This window comes from Streptococcus sp. 151470009-6, from assembly GCF_053628175.1.
Genome location: NZ_JBSEZF010000001.1, coordinates 340,040 through 359,691, shown reverse-complemented (window position 1 = coordinate 359,691; position 19,652 = coordinate 340,040). Strand labels below are relative to the sequence as shown.

The 19,652-nt window shown below is 39.6% G+C and carries 21 protein-coding genes; 4 read left to right on the top strand and 17 right to left on the bottom strand.

The window, feature by feature from the left end; translation table 11 throughout:
* Positions 1-48 precede the first annotated feature (48 nt).
* The 4 genes from nrdE (at position 49) to ACUW6H_RS01850 (ending at position 4,534) form a co-directional block, all read left to right on the top strand.
* On the top strand, positions 49-2,208 hold the full coding sequence (nrdE, locus tag ACUW6H_RS01865; protein ID WP_454360396.1) for a class 1b ribonucleoside-diphosphate reductase subunit alpha: 2,160 nt from the start codon (positions 49-51) through the stop codon (positions 2,206-2,208).
* 24 nt (positions 2,209-2,232) lie between these two features.
* Positions 2,233-2,637 (top strand): hypothetical protein, encoded by a 405-nt coding sequence (locus ACUW6H_RS01860; RefSeq protein WP_125391039.1) that lies wholly within the window; start codon positions 2,233-2,235, stop codon positions 2,635-2,637.
* 26 nt (positions 2,638-2,663) lie between these two features.
* Positions 2,664-3,626 (top strand): class 1b ribonucleoside-diphosphate reductase subunit beta, encoded by a 963-nt coding sequence (gene nrdF / locus ACUW6H_RS01855; protein ID WP_000451379.1) that lies wholly within the window; start codon positions 2,664-2,666, stop codon positions 3,624-3,626.
* A gap of 140 nt (positions 3,627-3,766) precedes the next feature.
* The gene (locus ACUW6H_RS01850; RefSeq protein ID WP_454360393.1) at positions 3,767-4,534 is read left to right on the top strand and encodes a DeoR/GlpR family DNA-binding transcription regulator; all 768 of its coding nucleotides are present in this window, start codon (positions 3,767-3,769) and stop codon (positions 4,532-4,534) included.
* A 64-nt stretch (positions 4,535-4,598) separates the two neighbouring features.
* Here ACUW6H_RS01850 and lacD read toward each other — a convergent pair whose 3' ends face one another.
* The 17 genes from lacD to efeB form a co-directional block, all read right to left on the bottom strand.
* Positions 4,599-5,579, bottom strand: a complete 981-nt coding sequence (lacD, locus tag ACUW6H_RS01845) for a tagatose-bisphosphate aldolase (RefSeq protein WP_454360391.1) — start codon at positions 5,577-5,579, stop codon at positions 4,599-4,601.
* A 1-nt stretch (position 5,580) separates the two neighbouring features.
* On the bottom strand, positions 5,581-6,510 hold the full coding sequence (locus ACUW6H_RS01840) for a tagatose-6-phosphate kinase (protein ID WP_042768441.1): 930 nt from the start codon (positions 6,508-6,510) through the stop codon (positions 5,581-5,583).
* A 10-nt stretch (positions 6,511-6,520) separates the two neighbouring features.
* The gene (gene lacB, locus ACUW6H_RS01835) at positions 6,521-7,036 is read right to left on the bottom strand and encodes a galactose-6-phosphate isomerase subunit LacB (protein ID WP_045591451.1); all 516 of its coding nucleotides are present in this window, start codon (positions 7,034-7,036) and stop codon (positions 6,521-6,523) included.
* A 30-nt stretch (positions 7,037-7,066) separates the two neighbouring features.
* Complete coding sequence (lacA, locus tag ACUW6H_RS01830; protein WP_454360388.1) at positions 7,067-7,492, bottom strand: galactose-6-phosphate isomerase subunit LacA; 426 nt, start codon at positions 7,490-7,492, stop codon at positions 7,067-7,069.
* 292 nt (positions 7,493-7,784) lie between these two features.
* Positions 7,785-8,681 carry an aldose 1-epimerase family protein gene (locus ACUW6H_RS01825; RefSeq protein ID WP_454361265.1) on the bottom strand — a complete coding sequence of 299 codons (897 nt, stop codon included), beginning with the start codon at positions 8,679-8,681 and terminating at the stop codon, positions 7,785-7,787.
* Positions 8,682-8,788: 107 nt separating this feature from the next.
* Positions 8,789-10,264, bottom strand: a complete 1,476-nt coding sequence (locus tag ACUW6H_RS01820) for a PTS galactitol transporter subunit IIC (RefSeq protein WP_000382522.1) — start codon at positions 10,262-10,264, stop codon at positions 8,789-8,791.
* A gap of 55 nt (positions 10,265-10,319) precedes the next feature.
* Positions 10,320-10,625 (bottom strand): PTS sugar transporter subunit IIB, encoded by a 306-nt coding sequence (locus ACUW6H_RS01815; RefSeq protein ID WP_000590577.1) that lies wholly within the window; start codon positions 10,623-10,625, stop codon positions 10,320-10,322.
* A gap of 37 nt (positions 10,626-10,662) precedes the next feature.
* On the bottom strand, positions 10,663-11,139 hold the full coding sequence (locus tag ACUW6H_RS01810) for a PTS sugar transporter subunit IIA (protein WP_454360386.1): 477 nt from the start codon (positions 11,137-11,139) through the stop codon (positions 10,663-10,665).
* 192 nt (positions 11,140-11,331) lie between these two features.
* Positions 11,332-12,021, bottom strand: a complete 690-nt coding sequence (locus ACUW6H_RS01805) for a sugar phosphate nucleotidyltransferase (RefSeq protein ID WP_096407346.1) — start codon at positions 12,019-12,021, stop codon at positions 11,332-11,334.
* 11 nt (positions 12,022-12,032) lie between these two features.
* A complete protein-coding gene (locus ACUW6H_RS01800; RefSeq protein WP_096407348.1) occupies positions 12,033-12,911 on the bottom strand; it encodes a DMT family transporter in 879 nt (292 codons plus the stop codon).
* 1 nt (position 12,912) lies between these two features.
* Complete coding sequence (locus ACUW6H_RS01795) at positions 12,913-13,770, bottom strand: phosphotransferase family protein (RefSeq protein ID WP_096407351.1); 858 nt, start codon at positions 13,768-13,770, stop codon at positions 12,913-12,915.
* Between the two features lie 16 nt (positions 13,771-13,786).
* A complete protein-coding gene (locus ACUW6H_RS01790) occupies positions 13,787-14,809 on the bottom strand; it encodes a ribitol-5-phosphate dehydrogenase (protein ID WP_096407353.1) in 1,023 nt (340 codons plus the stop codon).
* A 4-nt stretch (positions 14,810-14,813) separates the two neighbouring features.
* Positions 14,814-15,521: an IspD/TarI family cytidylyltransferase gene (locus tag ACUW6H_RS01785; RefSeq protein WP_000638514.1), complete on the bottom strand. Its 708-nt coding sequence runs from the start codon at positions 15,519-15,521 to the stop codon at positions 14,814-14,816.
* Positions 15,522-15,884: 363 nt separating this feature from the next.
* Positions 15,885-16,055: a twin-arginine translocase TatA/TatE family subunit gene (locus ACUW6H_RS01780; protein ID WP_096407356.1), complete on the bottom strand. Its 171-nt coding sequence runs from the start codon at positions 16,053-16,055 to the stop codon at positions 15,885-15,887.
* The gene (gene tatC / locus ACUW6H_RS01775) at positions 16,039-16,770 is read right to left on the bottom strand and encodes a twin-arginine translocase subunit TatC (protein WP_096407359.1); all 732 of its coding nucleotides are present in this window, start codon (positions 16,768-16,770) and stop codon (positions 16,039-16,041) included. The genes ACUW6H_RS01780 and tatC overlap by 17 nt, the downstream gene beginning before the upstream one ends.
* Positions 16,771-18,459 carry an FTR1 family protein gene (locus tag ACUW6H_RS01770; protein WP_454360381.1) on the bottom strand — a complete coding sequence of 563 codons (1,689 nt, stop codon included), beginning with the start codon at positions 18,457-18,459 and terminating at the stop codon, positions 16,771-16,773.
* A complete protein-coding gene (gene efeB, locus ACUW6H_RS01765) occupies positions 18,434-19,648 on the bottom strand; it encodes an iron uptake transporter deferrochelatase/peroxidase subunit (protein WP_454360379.1) in 1,215 nt (404 codons plus the stop codon). The genes ACUW6H_RS01770 and efeB overlap by 26 nt, the downstream gene beginning before the upstream one ends.
* Positions 19,649-19,652 lie beyond the last annotated feature (4 nt).

Here is a 19,652-nt window from a genome sequence, read left to right as displayed (position 1 = left end):
AGGGCTAACTTAGAGGCCTTTCTTTTGTAATTAGATAAAGGAAATTTTATGGGATTAAAACATCTTGAGGACGTAACTTACTTCCGTCTCAATAACGAAATCAACCGTCCTGTCAATGGACAAATCATGCTTCATAAAGATAAGGAAGCCTTGGATGCCTTCTTTAAAGAAAATGTAGTTCCAAATACCATGGTTTTTGATTCAATTACTGATAAAATCAACTACCTTATTGAACATAACTACATCGAAACTGCATTTCTCAAGAAATACCGTCCAGAGTTTTTGGAAGAATTGCATCAATTTATCAAGGACCAAAACTTCCAATTCAAATCATTCATGGCTGCCTATAAGTTTTACAACCAGTATGCCTTGAAGACTAATGACGGTGAATATTACCTTGAAAGTATGGAAGACCGTGTCTTCTTTAACGCGCTTTATTTTGCTGACGGGGATGAAGCGATTGCGACTGATATTGCCAATGAAATCATCCACCAACGCTATCAACCAGCTACTCCTTCCTTCTTGAATGCTGGTCGTGCTCGTCGTGGGGAGTTGGTATCTTGTTTCTTGATTCAAGTAACTGATGACATGAACTCTATCGGACGTTCTATCAACTCAGCTCTTCAACTTTCACGTATCGGTGGTGGTGTAGGTATTACTCTAAGCAACCTTCGTGAAGCTGGCGCACCTATCAAAGGTTATGAAGGAGCAGCTTCTGGTGTCGTTCCAGTTATGAAACTCTTCGAAGACAGTTTCTCCTACTCTAACCAATTGGGTCAGCGTCAAGGTGCTGGGGTTGTCTACCTCAATGTCTTTCACCCAGATATCATCGCCTTCCTTTCAACTAAGAAAGAAAATGCCGATGAAAAGGTTCGTGTTAAGACCCTCTCACTTGGAGTTGTGGTGCCCGATAAATTCTACGAATTAGCTCGTAAAAATGAAGAAATGTATCTCTTTAGCCCTTACTCTGTAGAGCTTGAGTACGGTGTGCCATTCAACTATATCGACATCACTGAAAAATATGATGAATTAGTAGCAAATCCAAAAATCCGCAAGACAAAAATCAAGGCGCGTGATTTGGAAACGGAAATCTCTAAATTGCAACAAGAATCTGGCTATCCATATGTAGTCAACATCGATACGGCTAACCGTGCGAATCCTGTTGATGGAAAGATTATCATGAGTAACTTGTGTTCTGAGATTCTCCAAGTTCAAGAACCAAGCTTGATCAACGATGCTCAAGAATTCCTTCAAATGGGAACAGATGTCTCATGTAACCTTGGATCAACTAACGTGGTCAACATGATGACCTCACCTGACTTTGGTCGTTCTATCCGTGCGATGGTTCGTGCCCTTACTTTCGTTACAGATAGTTCACACATCGTAGCTGTACCTACTATCGACCACGGAAACAGTTTGGCTCACACCTTTGGTCTTGGTGCCATGGGGCTTCATAGCTACCTTGCCCAACAACTCATCGAATACGGATCTCCTGAGTCAGTTGAATTTACAAGCATCTACTTTATGCTTATGAACTACTGGACCTTGGTGGAATCAAATAATATCGCCCGCGAACGTGGTATCACCTTCCACAACTTTGAAAAATCAGATTATGCTAACGGAAGCTACTTCGACAAGTATGTAACTGGTGAATTTGTTCCAAAATCAGACCGTGTTAAAGAACTCTTCAAAGATGTCTTTATTCCAAGTGCTGCTGATTGGGCTGAACTTCGCGAAAAGGTTCAAGCAGATGGTCTTTATCACCAAAACCGCCTTGCTGTAGCGCCAAATGGTTCTATCAGCTACATCAACGATGTTTCTGCTTCTATCCACCCGATTACGCAACGCATTGAAGAACGTCAAGAAAAGAAAATCGGTAAGATCTACTACCCAGCTGCAGGTTTGTCAACAGATACTATCCCTTACTACACTTCTGCTTACGACATGGATATGCGTAAGGTGATTGATGTTTACGCTGCTGCAACAGAGCACGTGGACCAAGGACTTTCACTCACTCTCTTCATGCGTAGCGACATTCCAAAAGGTCTTTACGAATGGAAGAAAGAGAACAAACAAACGACACGTGACCTGTCAATCCTTCGTAACTATGCCTTTAACAAGGGTATCAAGTCAATTTACTACGTCCGTACCTTTACAGACGACGGTGGAGAGGTTGGCGCTAACCAATGTGAAAGCTGTGTGATTTAAGCATAATTTGAAAGGACTGGATTAATGTGGGTTAGAAATAGATACACTGGACCAGGTGGTGGTCTTTACACCGGACCAGGTGGTGGTCTTTACACTGGGCCAGGTGGTGGTGCTTACACTGGACCAGGTGGTGGTCTTTACACTGGGCCAGGTGGTGGTCTTTATACTGGACCAGGCGGCGGTCTTTACACTGGGCCAGGTGGTGGTCTTTATACTGGACCAGGCGGCGGTCTTTACACTGGACCAGGTGGCGGTCTTTACACCGGACCAGGTGGTGGTCTTTATACTGGACCAGGTGGTGGTCTTTACACTGGGCCAGATAGTTCTCCATATATGAGTAATATTCCACCATTAGAAGTTTTTCTAAAAGAACTCGAAAAGAGAAATTTACATCATTACGCAAATATCATTAAAAAGCATTTGCATTAACAAAATATATAGGAGAATTTTTCAAAATGGAAACTTACTACAAAGCCATTAACTGGAATGCCATCGAAGATGTCATCGACAAATCAACTTGGGAAAAGTTGACGGAGCAATTCTGGCTCGACACTCGTATCCCCTTGTCAAATGACCTTGACGACTGGAGAAAACTATCAAACAAGGAAAAAGACTTGGTAGGAAAAGTCTTTGGTGGTTTAACGCTTCTTGATACCATGCAATCTGAGACAGGGGTTCAAGCTCTTCGTTCAGATATCCGTACACCGCATGAGGAAGCTGTTTTTAACAACATCCAATTTATGGAATCTGTCCACGCAAAATCTTATTCATCTATCTTTTCTACCTTGAACACAAAGGCTGAAATTGAAGAAATCTTTGAATGGACTAACACCAACCCTTACCTACAAAGAAAAGCAGAAATTATCAACGAAATATACCTCAATGGTACGCCTCTTGAAAAGAAGGTTGCCAGCGTCTTCCTTGAAACCTTCCTCTTCTACTCTGGTTTCTTTACACCGCTCTATTATCTCGGTAACAACAAACTAGCCAACGTTGCGGAAATTATCAAGTTGATTATCCGTGATGAGTCTGTTCACGGAACCTACATCGGTTACAAATTTCAACTTGGTTTTAATGAATTACCTGAAGAAGAGCAAGAAAAACTCAAAGAATGGATGTACGACCTGCTCTATACCCTCTATGAGAACGAAGAAGGTTATACAGAAAGTCTCTATGACGGTGTTGGTTGGACTGAGGAAGTCAAAACCTTCCTTCGTTACAATGCTAATAAGGCCCTTATGAACCTAGGACAAGATCCACTCTTTCCAGATTCAGCTGATGATGTCAATCCTATCGTCATGAACGGAATTTCAACAGGAACTTCCAACCACGACTTCTTCTCTCAAGTTGGAAATGGTTACCTCCTTGGTGAAGTTGAAGCCATGCAAGACGAGGATTACAACTACGGTTTAGACTAATTTGGCCAATCATTCAAAATATCATGGTTTGTTTAAAACAACCATGATATTTTTGTTTTTTGTTTTATTTTGTTTTTTTCTATTTGATATATTGAGCGTTTTATGGTAAGATAATGATAGTAGAAATTGAGGTGATAAGGATGCTGAAGCAAGAAAAGCTAGATAGTATTTTAGAAACAGTGAATACTAAAGGAACCATTACCGTAAAAGAAATCATGACGCGTCTGGATGTATCAGATATGACAGCTCGTCGCTACTTACAAGAATTGGCAGATAAAGATTTACTGGTCCGTGTGCATGGTGGTGCTGAAAAACTTCGTACAGGTTCTCTCTTAAACAACGAACGGTCAAACGTTGAAAAACAAGGATTACAGATTGCTGAAAAACAAGAAATTAGTCGTTTTGCAGGTCGTTTGATTGACGAAGGAGAAACCATTTTTATCGGTCCAGGAACAACCTTGGAGTGTTTTGCTCGTGAGCTCCCTATCGATAATATTCGTGTTGTAACAAACAGTCTTCCAGTTTTTCTCATCCTAAACGAACGAAAACTAACAGATTTGATTTTGATTGGTGGAAATTATCGCGCTATCACTGGTGCTTTTGTGGGGACACTCACCTTGCAGGATTTGACAAACCTTCAGTTTTCTAAGGCATTTGTTAGCTGTAATGGTATTAAGGATAAGGCAATTGCTACTTTCAGTGAAGAAGAGGGCGAGGTACAACGAATCGCCTTGAATAATGCCAATAAAAAATATCTACTGGCAGACCACAGTAAGTTTAATAAGTTTGATTTTTACACCTTCTACAATATCTCAGAGATTGATACCATCGTTTCAGATTCCAAACTGAACAAAGAAACCTTCGACCAACTTTCGAAACAAACCAAAATCATTCTTTCTAAACCATAAAACTATCCCCACCGATTGGTGGGGATTTTTGTAAGTATTAAAATTTCAGTCTTTAATGGTTTTATTACACGCGTTCCTTCCATGAAGTTGCTGTTGTTTTAAGAACTTTGTTGAGTTCATCGATGTTCTCAAAACCAGTTGTACGAAGCCATTCGCGAGCTGCTGCTTCACCATCTTTGATGTAAGCTTCAACTGATCCAGCCCATGTTGCACGTCCACAAAGAACGCCGTTGAAGTTTGCGCCTGATTCGTGGGCAAAGACAAGGGTTTCTTGGAAGAGTTTGGCTGATACACCTGCACTCAAGTAGATGTATGGCAAGTTAGTTGCTTCATCTTGCGCTTTGAAGAAAGCTGCTGCTTCTTCGCGTGTATGAACGATTTCACCATCGCCAAAGCCTTCAACGTATTTGACGTTGACTGGAACTTCCACTTTCAAGACATCGATGTTAAAGCGTGGGTCTGAGAAGACCTTCATAGCACCGATAACCTTGTGTGGTTTTACTTTAGCGTATTCTGCAGAGCCAGCATCAGCGATTTTTTCATCGTAAGCCAAGATTTCAAGGAAGAATGGAATGTCTTCTGCCACACACTCTGAACCGATGCGTTCGATGTAGGCTTGTTTTTCTTGGTTGAGTTCGTCAGAGCTGTCTACGTCATAGTAAAGCAAGAACTTGACAGCATCTGCACCTTGTTCCTTGATGCGTTTGGCAGACCAAACATCCAAGCAGTCAGGCAAGCGTTTGGTGCTAGTTGTGTCATAACCCGTTTTCTCATAAGCAAGAAGAAGACCAGCATTTGGAGCAAGCGCTTTTGTAGCTGGAAGACCATACTCTGGGTCAAGAAGCATAGAGGAAGCATATTTTGTTAATTCATCTGCAACCAAGACTTTAAGTTCTTCCATTTGAGCCACTGTTGGCTCTTCTGTTTGGAATTGAGCCATGAGGCGTTTTAAAGCACCACGTTGGTCAAAGGCAAGAGCTGAGATAATGCCATTTTCATCTGAAAGTTTTTCTAAGCGTGCACGTTTTTGTTCTGTTAAAGCCATTTTATACCTCTTTTACTATTAATTGATCATATAAAGCTTGATAGTTGGCCATATTGACATGACCTGTCATCTTTTCTTGAGCGTTAAGCATACCAAGGACATTTGCCTTGATGAGGAGTTCTGCATCCGATTCCTTATGAAGAAGACCTGATGAAATACCTGCAACAGTAGAATCTCCAGATCCAACAGGGTTAACTACCTGAATTCTTGGAATATCTACCTTGTAGAAAGTATCACCGTGTTTTGCAAAAGCACCATTTGCACCAAGTGAAACAATTATCCACTCAATCCCTGCAAATAAAGGCTCCTGAAGAACTTCTTTTAATTCATCCAGATCCTCAGAAACTTCTTTCCCAAGAAGCTGAGACAATTCTTCGTTATTTGGTTTGATTACTGTTGGTTTATGTGGTGATTCAAGAACTGCCTGAAGTGCTGCGCCTGAGCAGTCTAGAACAACTGGTTTTCCTGTGCGATTAGCAAGTTCTACTAAGCTTGCATAGTAGTCAACTGGAAGACCTGCTGGCAGACTACCAGAGATAGCAACTACTTCCACAGTATCAAGGAGATTTTCGAAATGAGCCAAGAAATCTTGCCCTTCTTGTTCAAGAACTTCGGGACCTTTTTCAAGGATTTCTGTTTGGTTATCTCCGTGCAGAATAGCGATACAGTTACGAGTCTCTCCTTGAATGGAGAAGAAACGTTTCGTTACTTTATCGTCTATATGCTCTACTAAAAACTCTCCAAGTTTACCACCGACCAAACCAGTAGCAACAACAGAATCACCAAATTCTGAAAGCACTCGTGTAACATTGAGGCCTTTACCACCAGCTGTCTTGGTCACGTCCACCACGCGGTTGACAGTGTCAATTTTCAATTCATCCAAAGGATAAGAAATATCAATGGATGGATTCATTGTGACTGTTAAAATCATGCGTCACCTCTTAGTCGTGATATTCACCGCGATCCCATTTTTCAAGGAATTCTGTAAAGAAGTTTGCATCTGCTTGATGAGCATTGTGAGTTTCAACGTGCTCAATTTTCGCAATCAATTTTTTGTTTTCTTCTGATGGTTTGTATTCAGCATTGATGAAAGCTTCAATGATATCACACATAAGCAGTTCACCAGTGATTTTACCACCAAAACCAATAACATTGGCGTTCAATTGTTCTTTTGCATAAAGTGCTGTTGTCATATCACGAACCAAGGCAGAGCGTACACCTGGAACTTTATTAACAGCATTATTGATACCAACACCTGTACCACAGATACATACCCCAAGGTCAGCTTGTCCGCTAACAACTGCTTCCCCTACTTTTTTACCAAAAATTGGGTAGTGTGTTCGCGCATGATCGTAAGTACCAAAGTCAATGACTTCATGTCCTTTTGATTTCAAGAATTCAGAAACCGCCATTTTTTCATTTGTTACGATGTGGTCACATCCGATTGCAATTCTCATTTTTAACTTACCTTTCTTACTGTAATCTAATTAGCACATTTTGTTCAACATATCGACACGAATCTGGTGACGACCACCGTCGTATTTACCGTTAACAAAACCTTTAGTAATATTTTTAGCCAATTCATCACCAACAAGTTGTGCACCCATAGTGATCATACGTGAGTTGTTGTGGCCACGAGTCATATAAGCTGAACGTTCGTCAGATACTTCTGCGGCAACCATTCCTTTGATTTTAGTTGCGACCATGAAAGGACCAGCACCATAAGCGTCAATCACGATACCAAGGTTTTGTTCTTCTTTGTTTACTTCTGCAGCAACAGCAAGAGTCACATCAACAAAGTCTTGACCTTCAGCTGTAACATCCACAACGTGGAAGTTTTCTTTTTCCAAGAAGTCTTTCACAACTTCTTTCAATCTCAAACCTGCAGCATCTGCACCAATAACAATAGACATATTGTTTACTCCTTTTTATTTTTCTAGGCTAGTAAAGACTTTTATAGTTAGCAGTTTACTTACAAAAGGCATTCTAGCAATTTATTGACAAATTTGATTGAATGAGATGAATAACACCTTATCCAAGTCCAGGAAATCAATTTCCTGGAAACAAACTTTCTCCTCGAAAGAGAATATAACAAGCGATTATTTGTTTGTTACAAACATCATTTGTTGCTTACAAACATAATATACTCCTATTTTCATAAAAAGTCAACAGAAAATGTTTGTTTTTGTGTTATGTTTTTTAAAATTATAAGATTTCGATCTCAAAACCAATCTGATCAACTTGACCCGGTTCTAGGAGTCGAACATTCTTCTTCTCTTCTAAATGATTTCCTTCTTCAAGTGAAGTTGATAAGCCTGACCAGGGTTCAAAAGCGATGAAAGGACCTTTATTCAGGGTAGACCAAATGATGAGATTTGAGAACTCTTGGAAGTGTACTTTTAATCCCTTCTCATGCTTACGAGAACGAAGGGCAATTGTTCTGGATTGCAACTCATCCAAAGTCACTGCATCAACACTAAACAGATCGTAACTGAGATTCACTTCCTTTTGTGAATCCAACCATGGACTTCTATCTCGGAAATCCAACATTCCTGTTTCTGGGAAAGGACGTGGAACAGAGCAAGTCTCTTCCTTCTCAAACTCTAAATAGTAATCTTCATAAGTTTCGCCATCTAGCAGAGGACAGTTAAATCCTGGATGACCACCAATAAAGTAAGGCATGACCTTGCTAGTTTCTTTATTGAAAACTTTGTATTGAGTACGAACAGTCTTGCCAGTCACTAGATAAGTGATTTCAAGGCGGAAATGATAAGGATAGTTTTGATAAGTATTCTCATCATCTTCGATAGCAAAGGTTACACTGTTTTCTGTTTGATCAACTAATTCAAATTCTTTTTTACGGACCAAACCGTGACGAGGAATGTTTCCTTTCGTCTCCGTTCCATCTGCATGACTGTAGAAGGCTGTATCTTCTCTTAAAGAGCCGCAGATTGGAAAAAGTACCGGAGCTTGTCCACTCCAGTAAGTGGCATCTCCTTGCCATAAGTACTCAATGCCATCTCGGTCCTTAATTGACGACAAGGCGCCACCTAAGGTTTTAAACTGGACCGTTAACTGGTCTGATTTGATTTCAATTACCATCATATTCTCCAACTATTTTTAGATTTTTATATAAAAAACTAGGTTGCCACTCCCAATGTCGGAAATTAACAACCTAGTTTTCACAATTTACATTTTATAGGAGCGAATTATTTAGCATTTGCTGCGTATTCTTCGTTACGTTTGATCATTTGTTTTCTATACCAAGCAAAGATACCTACATAGAATACAAGGAAGGCTGCTGCACCAAGGATTGCTTTAATATCACCTGTTGTAGCATTACCGATTGCCCAACCAAATAGTTTTTCGATTGGTCCTTCAAGAGTTGAGTGAGTGATCAATTGAGTTTGGCTCACACCTTCTGGGAAGGCACCTACACCTTTAGCAAGTTCAGTTGCAAATGGAGCGATAAGAGTACCTGAAAGAAGGAAGAGTGGCAACAAGAGTGTTCCGAAGATGATCATACGGAGCAATTTACCACGAGTAACAACCAAGAGAGCTGGAGTTACACCCATGGCGATGATACCTGCAAGAGGCAAGATACCATTTCCTACGTTTGAAAGAAGCACTGCTTCAATCAACATGATTGGTGCAAGTACGTTGGCACAAGCCCAGATTTCAGCACGACCAGCGATGAAAGGCCAGTCAAGACCGATGTTGAATTTACGTCCTTGAAGGCGTTTAGTAGCAACGTTTGTGATACCTTGTGAAAGTGGTTCTACGGCTGCGATGAACCAAGATCCGATAAGTGAGAAGAGCTCCAAGCAGACACCGGCAGTCAAACCAAGGCTCAACCAACCTTTAATAACAAGTTCCCATGAAGATGCATCTTCTACTCCAGCAACTGGATGTGGAGTTCCCATCAAACCAATAACGATACCAAGAATGAAACCGATGAAGAATTTAGATCCCCAGAAACCGATTTTCTTGTTCAATTTTGCAGCGTCAAAGTCATATTTATCAAGACCTGGCAAAACTTTATCAAAGATCTTATCCAAGACCATGATAACTGGGTTCATCATGTAGTTCATGTGTGTTGAAGTCATTGGTGATGAACTTGGTGCGTTAAGAAGGTCGTCGAAAGTTGGTTTCATCAAGTCAGAGTTGATGATCTTCAAAATACCTACAAGTACTACTGCTGCTGTCGCGATGAAGAGTGAAACCCCTTGGCTTACACCGTTGTTATCAGCATACCATTTGATCAAAAGACCAGTGATTGACAAGTGCCAGATATCGAAGATATCGACGTCAAGTGTGTCCGTTTTCTTCATAGCAAGCATCACAACGTTGACAATCAACATTACAAGCAAGAAGTAAAGTGTCCAAGCAGATCCCCAAGTGATTGTAGCAAGTGGTGCCCAACCAACGTCGGTGATGTTCAATTGAATACCAGTATTTTCAACGAATTTCGCAAGTGAAGCTGAGAAAGCTCCGTTGAGCATACCGATGATGGCACCGATACCTGTAAGGGCGATAGCAAGCTTGATACCACCTTCAAGCGCTTTGGAGAATTTCACTCCAAAAAGTAGAGCCAATACTGTCAAAATGATCAGCATGATGATAGGGCCACCCATAGCCAAGATAGGTTTAAAGATATCGTTGGCCAGATTGATAATGACATCCATAATAGTTCCTCCCGTTTTTCTAAGTTATATGAATGTTAACAAGATAAAGAATAAATTAGCTTAATCCGTGTTCTTTAATAGCTGCTTCAATATTGTCAAATACTGGAGCGCTCATTGCAGGAATACGGAACAAGATTGGTCCAGCTTCGATTACTGGAATACCTGGTTCAAAACCAAGATCTGTTGCAGCGATTGGAGTAAAGATATCGTAACCTTTCATAAGGTCTTCGTTCACATCTTTAACCATGACTGCATCACAGTGAACGTCATACCCACGGCTTGAAAGTTCTTCTTCTAGAGCACTTTTAATTTGGTGACTTGAGTTAACACCTGCACCGCAGGCAGCAAGAATTTTAATCATTAGGATTTCCTCCGATTTAATAATTTTAATATACGATTTAAGCAGTTGCTTCAGAAATGTAAGTGTAGAGAGCTTCTGGTTCAGAAATTTTTGCCAGATCTTCTAAGTGACCATTTCCAGTAAAGAAGTCCATCAACTGAGCAAGAATATTGGTTTGACTCGAACTTGAATTGTTAATGATAAAGAAGAGTAGGGATACTGCTACTTCCTTATCAGGAGCAATCATATTGTGAAAAGTTACCGGTTTTTCTAGTCGAACAACCACCACTTTCTCAGCTAGATTATGAACAATATCTGTATGAGGAATCGCTACATTTGGCAAATCCTTTCCTAGAAATTCCATATCTAAACCAGTTGGAAATGACTTTTCACGCGTGATCAAGGCTTCACGATAAGTTGGAGTGACAATTTCTCGTTCTTCCAACAAGCTTGCTACCTGATCAAAGAGTTGTTCTTGATTATCCGCTTCTAAGCAAAACACGAGGTCTTTGTCAAAGAAATGATCTAATCCCATAACATTTTCCCTTCTTTCAATTAACTTTTATGCTATAAGTATAACACTATATGAAATCGTTGTCAATAATTTTTGTTTTATTTTGTTCATTTTTTTATAAATTGTGTTTTGTTTGATAAATACAATCAATATCAAACACTCCTTCGTTTCAACTACAAAAAAAGAAGGCTGAGCCTTCTAATTTTGGATTGGTTATTTAATAGAAGATAAAATCTCTTCTAGTTTTTGATAGTCTTTGACACTATCGATTTCATAGATGCTATTACCTTCTAATTCTTCTACATATACATCTAGTTCTTTAATGTTATCTTTAACCATATTGTCCCAGTAGAGATCAACAAATTCTCCACTTTCATAAGCTTTGTCAATAAAGTCAACAATCTTCTCAGCAGTTGGTGCATCCCAGAATGATACACCACTCAAAATACGGCCTGCCTTACTGTCAACAATGATATCTTGAACCTTATAGTCATCACCATAAACTAGGAACCATTCGTTTGTACAGTCTTCACGATAAACACTGAAATAGGTAGAACGTTTAAGATCGTTTCTAAACATATTTTTGAAAAGATAGTTATCTGCATCAATGACATAGCTGTTAGCTAAGTCTTCTTTAACGAGATAAAGTGAGTAAAAATTGTTGTAATCTGCGTACTTGTCATTAAAGACTAAACGAACACCATATTTTTCTTTTAAGTAGTCAAATTGTTCTTTGAGATAGCCGACAACAATGATAATCTCATCAATTCCTCGCTCTTTCAAAAATTCAATTTGGTATTCTACCAAAGGTTTTTGGTTGACCTTAACCAAGGCTTTAGGGGTATTTTCAGTCATAGGGCGCAGACGAGTTCCCAACCCCGCTGCCAAGATAATTGCTTTCACGCTATTCTCCTTTATTCTTTAATAATAATATAAACACCAGCCATGACAACAAGCGATGTAATAATGGTCACCATATCGAGTGGTGTACCTAAAAGCATTGCTGAGAACAATACTGTCCATACGACATAGCTTACGTTCAATCCAGTTGCTTTTGCAGGTTGTAAACGGTTGATAGCAATATAGTAGGCTAAGTATGAAATCATATTACATGCTGCAAAGACTAACATCAAACCGAGCAATTGCCCATCTGCTACTTCTGCAAATGAATGATGAGAAAAGAGGACAATGACAAGGTATGACAAGAATGAGGTTACTTGGCGGATTAATAGTGCTTCGATTTCACTCAAGTCACTTTCCATGGCGTAGGAACTAAGAACACTTTCACTTCCCCAGGCGATGGCACAAACTAATGCACAGAGAATTCCGATATAAAAAGAATTGACCTGCTCAACTTTGTAAGTCTGGGCAATAATACCAGCGATAATCAATAAAATACCAAAAACAGTATTCTTAGATACCTTGTGTTTCAAAATGAAAAATGCTAGTAAAACAGAAACTGCTGGATAGATAGCTGATACTGAAGACGCAAGTGAACTACCGATATACTTAACCGCGTAAAGATTGGCCTGCATTCCTATAGGTCCAGCTAGCAAGGCTCCGATAATAACACTGACATTTCGAATATTTAGAAAGATTGACAAGCGAACTTTCCCTTCTCTAATTAAGAGAAAAGCTAATAAAATAAAGATACTCAAAAAGTCATGTGCCGCTGCCACCACAAAGGGTGATAGATTTGTAAAAATTGAAAAGATATAAGCACTAATCGTTAGACCTAATCCCCAGAATATACCAGAGAGCAGACCAAAAGAAACACCATTTTTATTCTTCATCCTAACCTCCATAATAAGTTAAACCTTCGACAGCTCTTTGGTAACGGTTGATACCATAATCTCCAAAGTCAGCTCCTTGAGCTTCTTTGTACACTGTCCACAAACTCCAGATAGTATCTTGCAAGATTTTATAGATACGAATCTTCTCACGTGACACAGGCGTTTTGTCACTTTCATAGTAGGAAAGGAAAGCATCTTCCTCTTGCTTTGTAAATTCAGACTCTAAAAAAAGTGCTGCCAAGTCCCACATTGGATCATTCATGGAAGAGTATTCCCAGTCAATCAAATACAAGCGGCCTTGAGGTGACTCGATAAAGTTTTCTGGAACCAAATCGATATGACAAGACTTTCTGTCAACACCCAAATCAGCCAATCTTTTCTCTAGCAAGAATACTTCTTTTCTCACAGCTTCATAATTGGCGTAAGGGATATTTCCCTCAATCAAGGATTCATATTTGCTGATTTCCTCAAAAGGAGCAAATTCTCCTCTTAGTTCTTTGCCTGATGCATGAATAGTCTGTAAAATTGGGGCAATCTTTTCAAATTTGGTCTTAATTGAAGTGGAATCAAGCGTTGTGGCAGAATCAATGTACTCATTTACCTTGATTCCTGACTCAATATCAAAAAGATAATTCTTGACATCAAGATCCAAATCTTTCAACAATTCAAGATTGTATTTTTCATCTTGACGATTGATGAGCTTTTCGGTTCCTTTTCCGAAAAATTTAACGATATACTGCTTATTGGTTGTCTTGGCCAAATAGTTTTGGTTGGTCATGCCTCCCAGTTGTTCAACGCTGAGGACTTCCTCTTCTTCAGATAGTAAAGAAGAAATTTTTTCTTTGATAATTTTCTCCACAATTAGCCTCCTTCTCTTACACTTCCCACTTAAACACTGTTTTGAAAGCAGTATTTAGGTCTGTAGCAAAGACACGATGAATGTCCTTGATTTCTCTCACGGGTTCTTCAACATAAAGGATATTTCTCAGACGATTTGCAAACTTTTTAACTTCCATCATCTGTATTGCATTTTCAAAATCAATCCGTCCAGATCGAGATGAACCGACCAATAATAAACCTTTTTCTAAAGAGTCTCGCGTATTGATATTAACCTTGTACTCGCTCACTCCCATCATGAGAATTGTTCCCTGAGGTCGAATGTAACGAATCAAATCATTGATAGCTGGGCCTGTACCATCACCACCACAACACTCAAATCCATGATCAAAGGTCAAATCTTCTGGAATATTATCAGTAATGTAGCACTCTTTTGCAAAAGAGAAGAGCTCTAGTTTTTCCCAATGGCGGCCAATTACGATAATCTCTGCTTCTGGTAGAGTGTAATTGATAATATTGGCAACCACAAAAGCCAAACTACCATCTCCAATAACAGCGATTCGCTCTCGTTTGCTGTGGGCAAGATTTAAGAAACGATCCATGGCATGCATACCCACACTCACAAACTCGGTAATGGCAGCGACTGTGTCCTCAATGTCATTATAAGACACAACACGATCTTTTGGTAGAGAGACAAATTCTCTCATAAAGCCATCATAACCACTAGATAGGAAGTAGGTTCCAGTCATGTAGTTTTCGTAGAATTCCTTGTCACTCTGCATAGGCGGTTGATTTGGAATCATAACTACCTTTTGACCGACTTCATAAGTCCCAGTCGGATCTGAAATAACAGTTCCACAAGACTCGTGAATCATAGCCATAGGAAGTTTTTTAGCCAATATCTTTGGATCACGCTTCCCTTGATAGTAACGTTGATCCGCATGACAAACCGCCATATAATTTGGACGAATCAGGATATGATTTTCCTGATCAATGTCCTCTTCTTGGTATTTTACATTGATAAATTTTGGTTTGGTCAGTTGATAAATTTGATTAATCATAGCCTTAGTCTTTCTCAATCATGCTTTTCGCGATTTTCAAGTCCGTCACAGTTGTGATTTTAAGGTTTGAATATTCCCCTTTAGCTAGGGCAACGTCTTTCCCTTTTATAACAAAAATCTTACATGCATCCGTCAGGATTTCCTTTTCTTGATCAGATAGGGAACCATACAAATCCATGAAATCCTTGCAGCGGAAGGTTTGAGGTGTTTGACCTTGATAAAGGTGAGCACGATTTGGAATATCCGTGATAAACTGACCATTGGTGCTTTCAACAATGGTATCAACCGCTTCTACTACTGTGTCAACCGCATCATGATTTTGGGCGAGTTTGATATTGTCCTGAATCATGCGAAGTGTGATGAAGGGACGAACTGAGTCGTGGGTAATCACAATATCTTCTGGAGTAATTGGACGATAGGCATCAATGGCTTCTATAATCTTCTCGATACTAGTATTGCGATCAGCACCACCCTTGGTAATGATGATGCGGTCCTTGTGGAGAGAAAGATACTTGTCAACCAAGTCCTCAGCGTGTGACACCCAGTCTCCATGAACTCCAACCACAATTTTTTCAATACTTGGTTCTAAGACGAATTTTTCAATTGTGTGGATCAAAATAGGTCGATCACCCAACTCCAAGAATTGTTTTGGTAAATTACTGATTCCCATGCGCGTGCCAGTTCCTCCGGCTAAAATTCCTGCATAGATCATATATTTTCTCCTTTGTTTATTCTAAAAAACTCATTACCATCTATTATATCACAATCTATCTTTATCATGAAGAAAAGATAGAGCACCATTTAGTTGAACTAAGACACTATTTATCGTAAAAAGTGAACAATTTGTAACTAAATCTGAAAAGTTCATAACAAACTAAGAAATAAAAATAGATTATCCTCTATATTCTCCGTTTAACGTTCGGTTAACATAGAGTTCTTTAGAATATAATATAAACCTTAAAGAAAACTTAAACACATTTTTTTAAATACAAAAATAAGCTAGGAAACTGTTCAAATTTGTCTACACAGCTACAGTTCCTAACTTTCTTGTTTTTATCTATGATTATGGAATAGATTACTTTTCCTGATCTTGTTCACCAGATCCTTTAACTGCCTTTTTAAACTCAGACAGCATTTTACCAATTGATTCACCCAGTTCCGGTAAACGTTTTGGTCCAAAGATTAAGAGTGCACCTAGAACGATGATAATCAATCCTGGAGCACCGATATCACGTAAGATTCCCATTCTTTTCTCCTTTCATTTTTTTCTTTATTATCCTCTTGCTAATTACAATACTAAGCTCATAGAGCGAGATTAAAGGAATTGTCATGGCTAGATCACTAATAAAATCAGCTGGTGTCAAAATAACAGCGAGTACCAATAAAATAAAGTAGGCATAACGTCTATAGGTAACTAAGAGCCCTGGTCCAATCAAGCCAATCGTCGTTAAAAAAGCGATGATGACTGGCAATTCAAAGATGAAGGCCAAAGGGATAGTTGTTTGAAAAACAAAGTCTAAGTAGTTCTGCGCTGTTAATTGAGTTTCAAATAATCCTTCCCCGAGCCCTAAAAGCACTTGAAGTAAGGCAGGCGTTACAAAGTAGAAACCAAAGGCTAGGCCAAGTAGAAAGCAAATAAAACTAGCTGGAATATAGGCAAAGATTGCTCTTGCTTCTTCGATTTTCAACCCTGGTTTGACAAAACTCCATATCTGATAAACTGTAAAAGGAAGCGTAATAGTAAAGGACATTAGGCTCGCTAAGCGAAAATAAATCCACAAAATATCATTTGGACCTAATACAATCAACTTTTGATTAAAGGACTGAGTTAGATAGTAGTAAAGCTGATCTGCAAACAATAAAGCTCCACAGAAGACTATAAAAAAGCAGGCTATAACAACAATAAATCTCTTTCTAAATTCTACCAGATGTTCAATAATTGTCAATTCTTTTGTATCCATCTACTTTTCACCCTGTCTCAATGTGACCGCCAAAACAATTATCAAAAAGACTAGCTGACTTCCTAAACCTTCCCAACTTGGATAGATGCCCAATAGGTCGATAGTAGGGAAACCTGGTACTAAGTGGTTAGGTGCCATATTGGTCAGCTGGAGAGCATGTAGGCTAACACCTAGCATCTTGAAGGCAAGAGCATAAATCATCCACGTCAGTAGGAAGAAGACCTTATGAGGTAGGAAGAATTGACTCGCCTTGTTCATCAGAAATGCAATAATCAGCAAGACTAACAAAGCTAGAGAAATTCCTAGGATAAACTCAAAACGAGATATTCTCGGTAGAATTCCTACGTAAAAAAGAATGGTCTCTGCCCCTTCACGAAAAACAGCTAGAAAACTTAGAGCAAACATGGAAATGAATGAACCTGTCTTGGTCACCGTTTTCATCTGGGAATCCATAAAGTCATTCCATTTTTTGACCGAGGATTTACTGTGAAGCCAGATACCGATCAAAATCATCATCACTACCGCAAAAATCCCAACTGCCCCTTCGATGATTTCACGATTGGAGCCTGATGTCACTGCTGGAAAGGCAATTTGCAGGATAAAAGCAATAAGGAGACTAGCCATGATTCCAGTGATAGCACCACCATAAACCCACTTGAGCCCTTTACGCATCTTGGCTGCTTTCAAGGTCGTCACCAAGGCCATGACGATTAAGAGAGCCTCTACCCCTTCTCTCAGGAGAATGAGCATAGCATCAAAGGCATTGTAACGTGCGCTGGTATCAATTTGTGATAAATCTGCAATCAGTTTTTCTAATTTTTCTTGATATTCCTTCTCACTTCCCTTGACCATGATTACAGGAGTTTCACTTTCAACTCGTGTATAGAGGGAAGGATTGGTCGTGCTAACAGAACCCTCAATCGTTGGCCAGATAGTGATGAATTCCTTCATATTAGCTGCTCCTGATGCTTGGTCACCAGCTTGGAATTGTTCCAAAGCCTTCTTCAAAAGGGCAATACCGTCTTTGAGACTTAAATCAGAGGATGCTTCTGCGACTTCTTTTCCAGTTACAAAATCATTAATAGCCTTTTTTAAGTCCTCAAAGGAAGTCTGGATGGAGTTAAAATCAGTAGGCTCAGTTTCTATGCTACTACGCAAGAAGGAGATAGCTGTTTCAACACGTCCATAATGGGCCGTACTATTGTCACGAACCACACTTTCATTGATGGTCCAAGTGGAATTCATCTTTTTATAGGCTTCTCGAATTTGCTCTATGTCTTTGGAAGAAATTGCCTTATCCAAAGTCTCAAAACGTGGTTTTAGTCGACTAACAAGCTTTTCTTTTTCAGCAACAAGATCTACCGGATTTTGCTCTTTCTCAAATGCAAGAAGAGCAGATGAAATCTGTGTCAGATTTTCTTCACTGATCTCTCCTGACAGAGCAAGTTTCTCCTTGACAAGCTTTCCAGCTTCTGAATCAGCATGTTCTACTGTTTCAAAATCCGTCGCCATTTCTCTAACTAGAACCTTAGCTTGTGTCTGGTTTCCATTTTTTATAGCCTGAGAGGCATCCGTAATTTTTACAAAATAAGAACTCAGACTTTCCTTCGCACTAACAGGAAAGATAGCTAGCAAGAGAAAAGACAAAGCCAAAAAACAAATACTAGTCTTCCAATAATTTCTGACCAATATAGCCTCCTTTCTCTACTCCACCAAAGCAGGCAAAAAGACCACTACCGATGTGGGTTACATACTCATTCATCTTGTCTGTAGCTCCGAGGTTGGTTTGAACCTTAACAAAATGATCTGGATCCTTTTGGAAAGAGATAAAGAGTAAACCTGTGTCAAATTGTCCAGTCTTTTCATCAATGCCATCCGAGTATGAATAAGATCGTCGTAAGAGGGGTTTCTCTACCTCTTTGGCTAATCGAACATGCGAATCATCTGGTAAAAGACTCAAATCCACTTCATCAAACTCATTCTTCTTACCAAAGGGAGCCCCACTTTCCTTGTAGCGACCAAAGGTATTTTCTTGCTCTTCAAGATTGGTTCGATCCCAAGTATCGAGAAACATTTGGATGCGGCGAACGGCCATATAGGATCCATTTTCCATCCAGTCCTTGCTATCAGCCCAGACAACTCGGTCAAAATCCTTCTCTTTGGTCACATTAGCTGTTCCATCCTTGAAACCAAAAAGGTTACGTGGTGTCTCCAGACGATCTCCAATAGCAGCAAAACCAGATTGGCTCCAACGGAGGGTCACCGCATTTCTCCCTTTACGGATAAGGTTGCGAATAGCATGAAAAGCAACTTGCTCGTCATCTGCACAGGCTTGGATAACAATATCTCCCCCAGTATATTTTTCACGTAGTTGCTCTTTTGGGAAGGGAGGTAAATCCTTAAAAAGTTGAGGACGTTTTTGCTCTAATTTCATCTTTTTCAGGAAACTAGCAGATACACCAAAAGTCAGCGTTAAACGATGAGGATTTAGCCCCACGGTTTCTCCAGTGTCACTAGGTGGCAAGAGGGCATTCTGACCATCTTTTTTAACCAATTCCCCCTCGACCAACTTGGAACTATAATCCGTCCAATCCTTGAACAACTGGATAATCTTATCCTTATCCGTCGTATGCAAGTCCAAAACGACAAAATAGATATTTTTTTGCATGGGCGTACTAATCCCAGCTTGATGCTTGCCATAAAAGTCAATCTTTTCATTACCGTACGAGATTTTTTCCTGACTTCCTAGCTTAGGAGCGAAAAAAGCAGAAGCCCCAGAGAGTCCTAGCGCTAAACCAGCCCCTCCAATTCCTGCTTTTTTTAGAAATTCTCGACGGTCCATTTTCTTTTCAAAAAACTTTTCGTCTTTCTTTGTCATACTA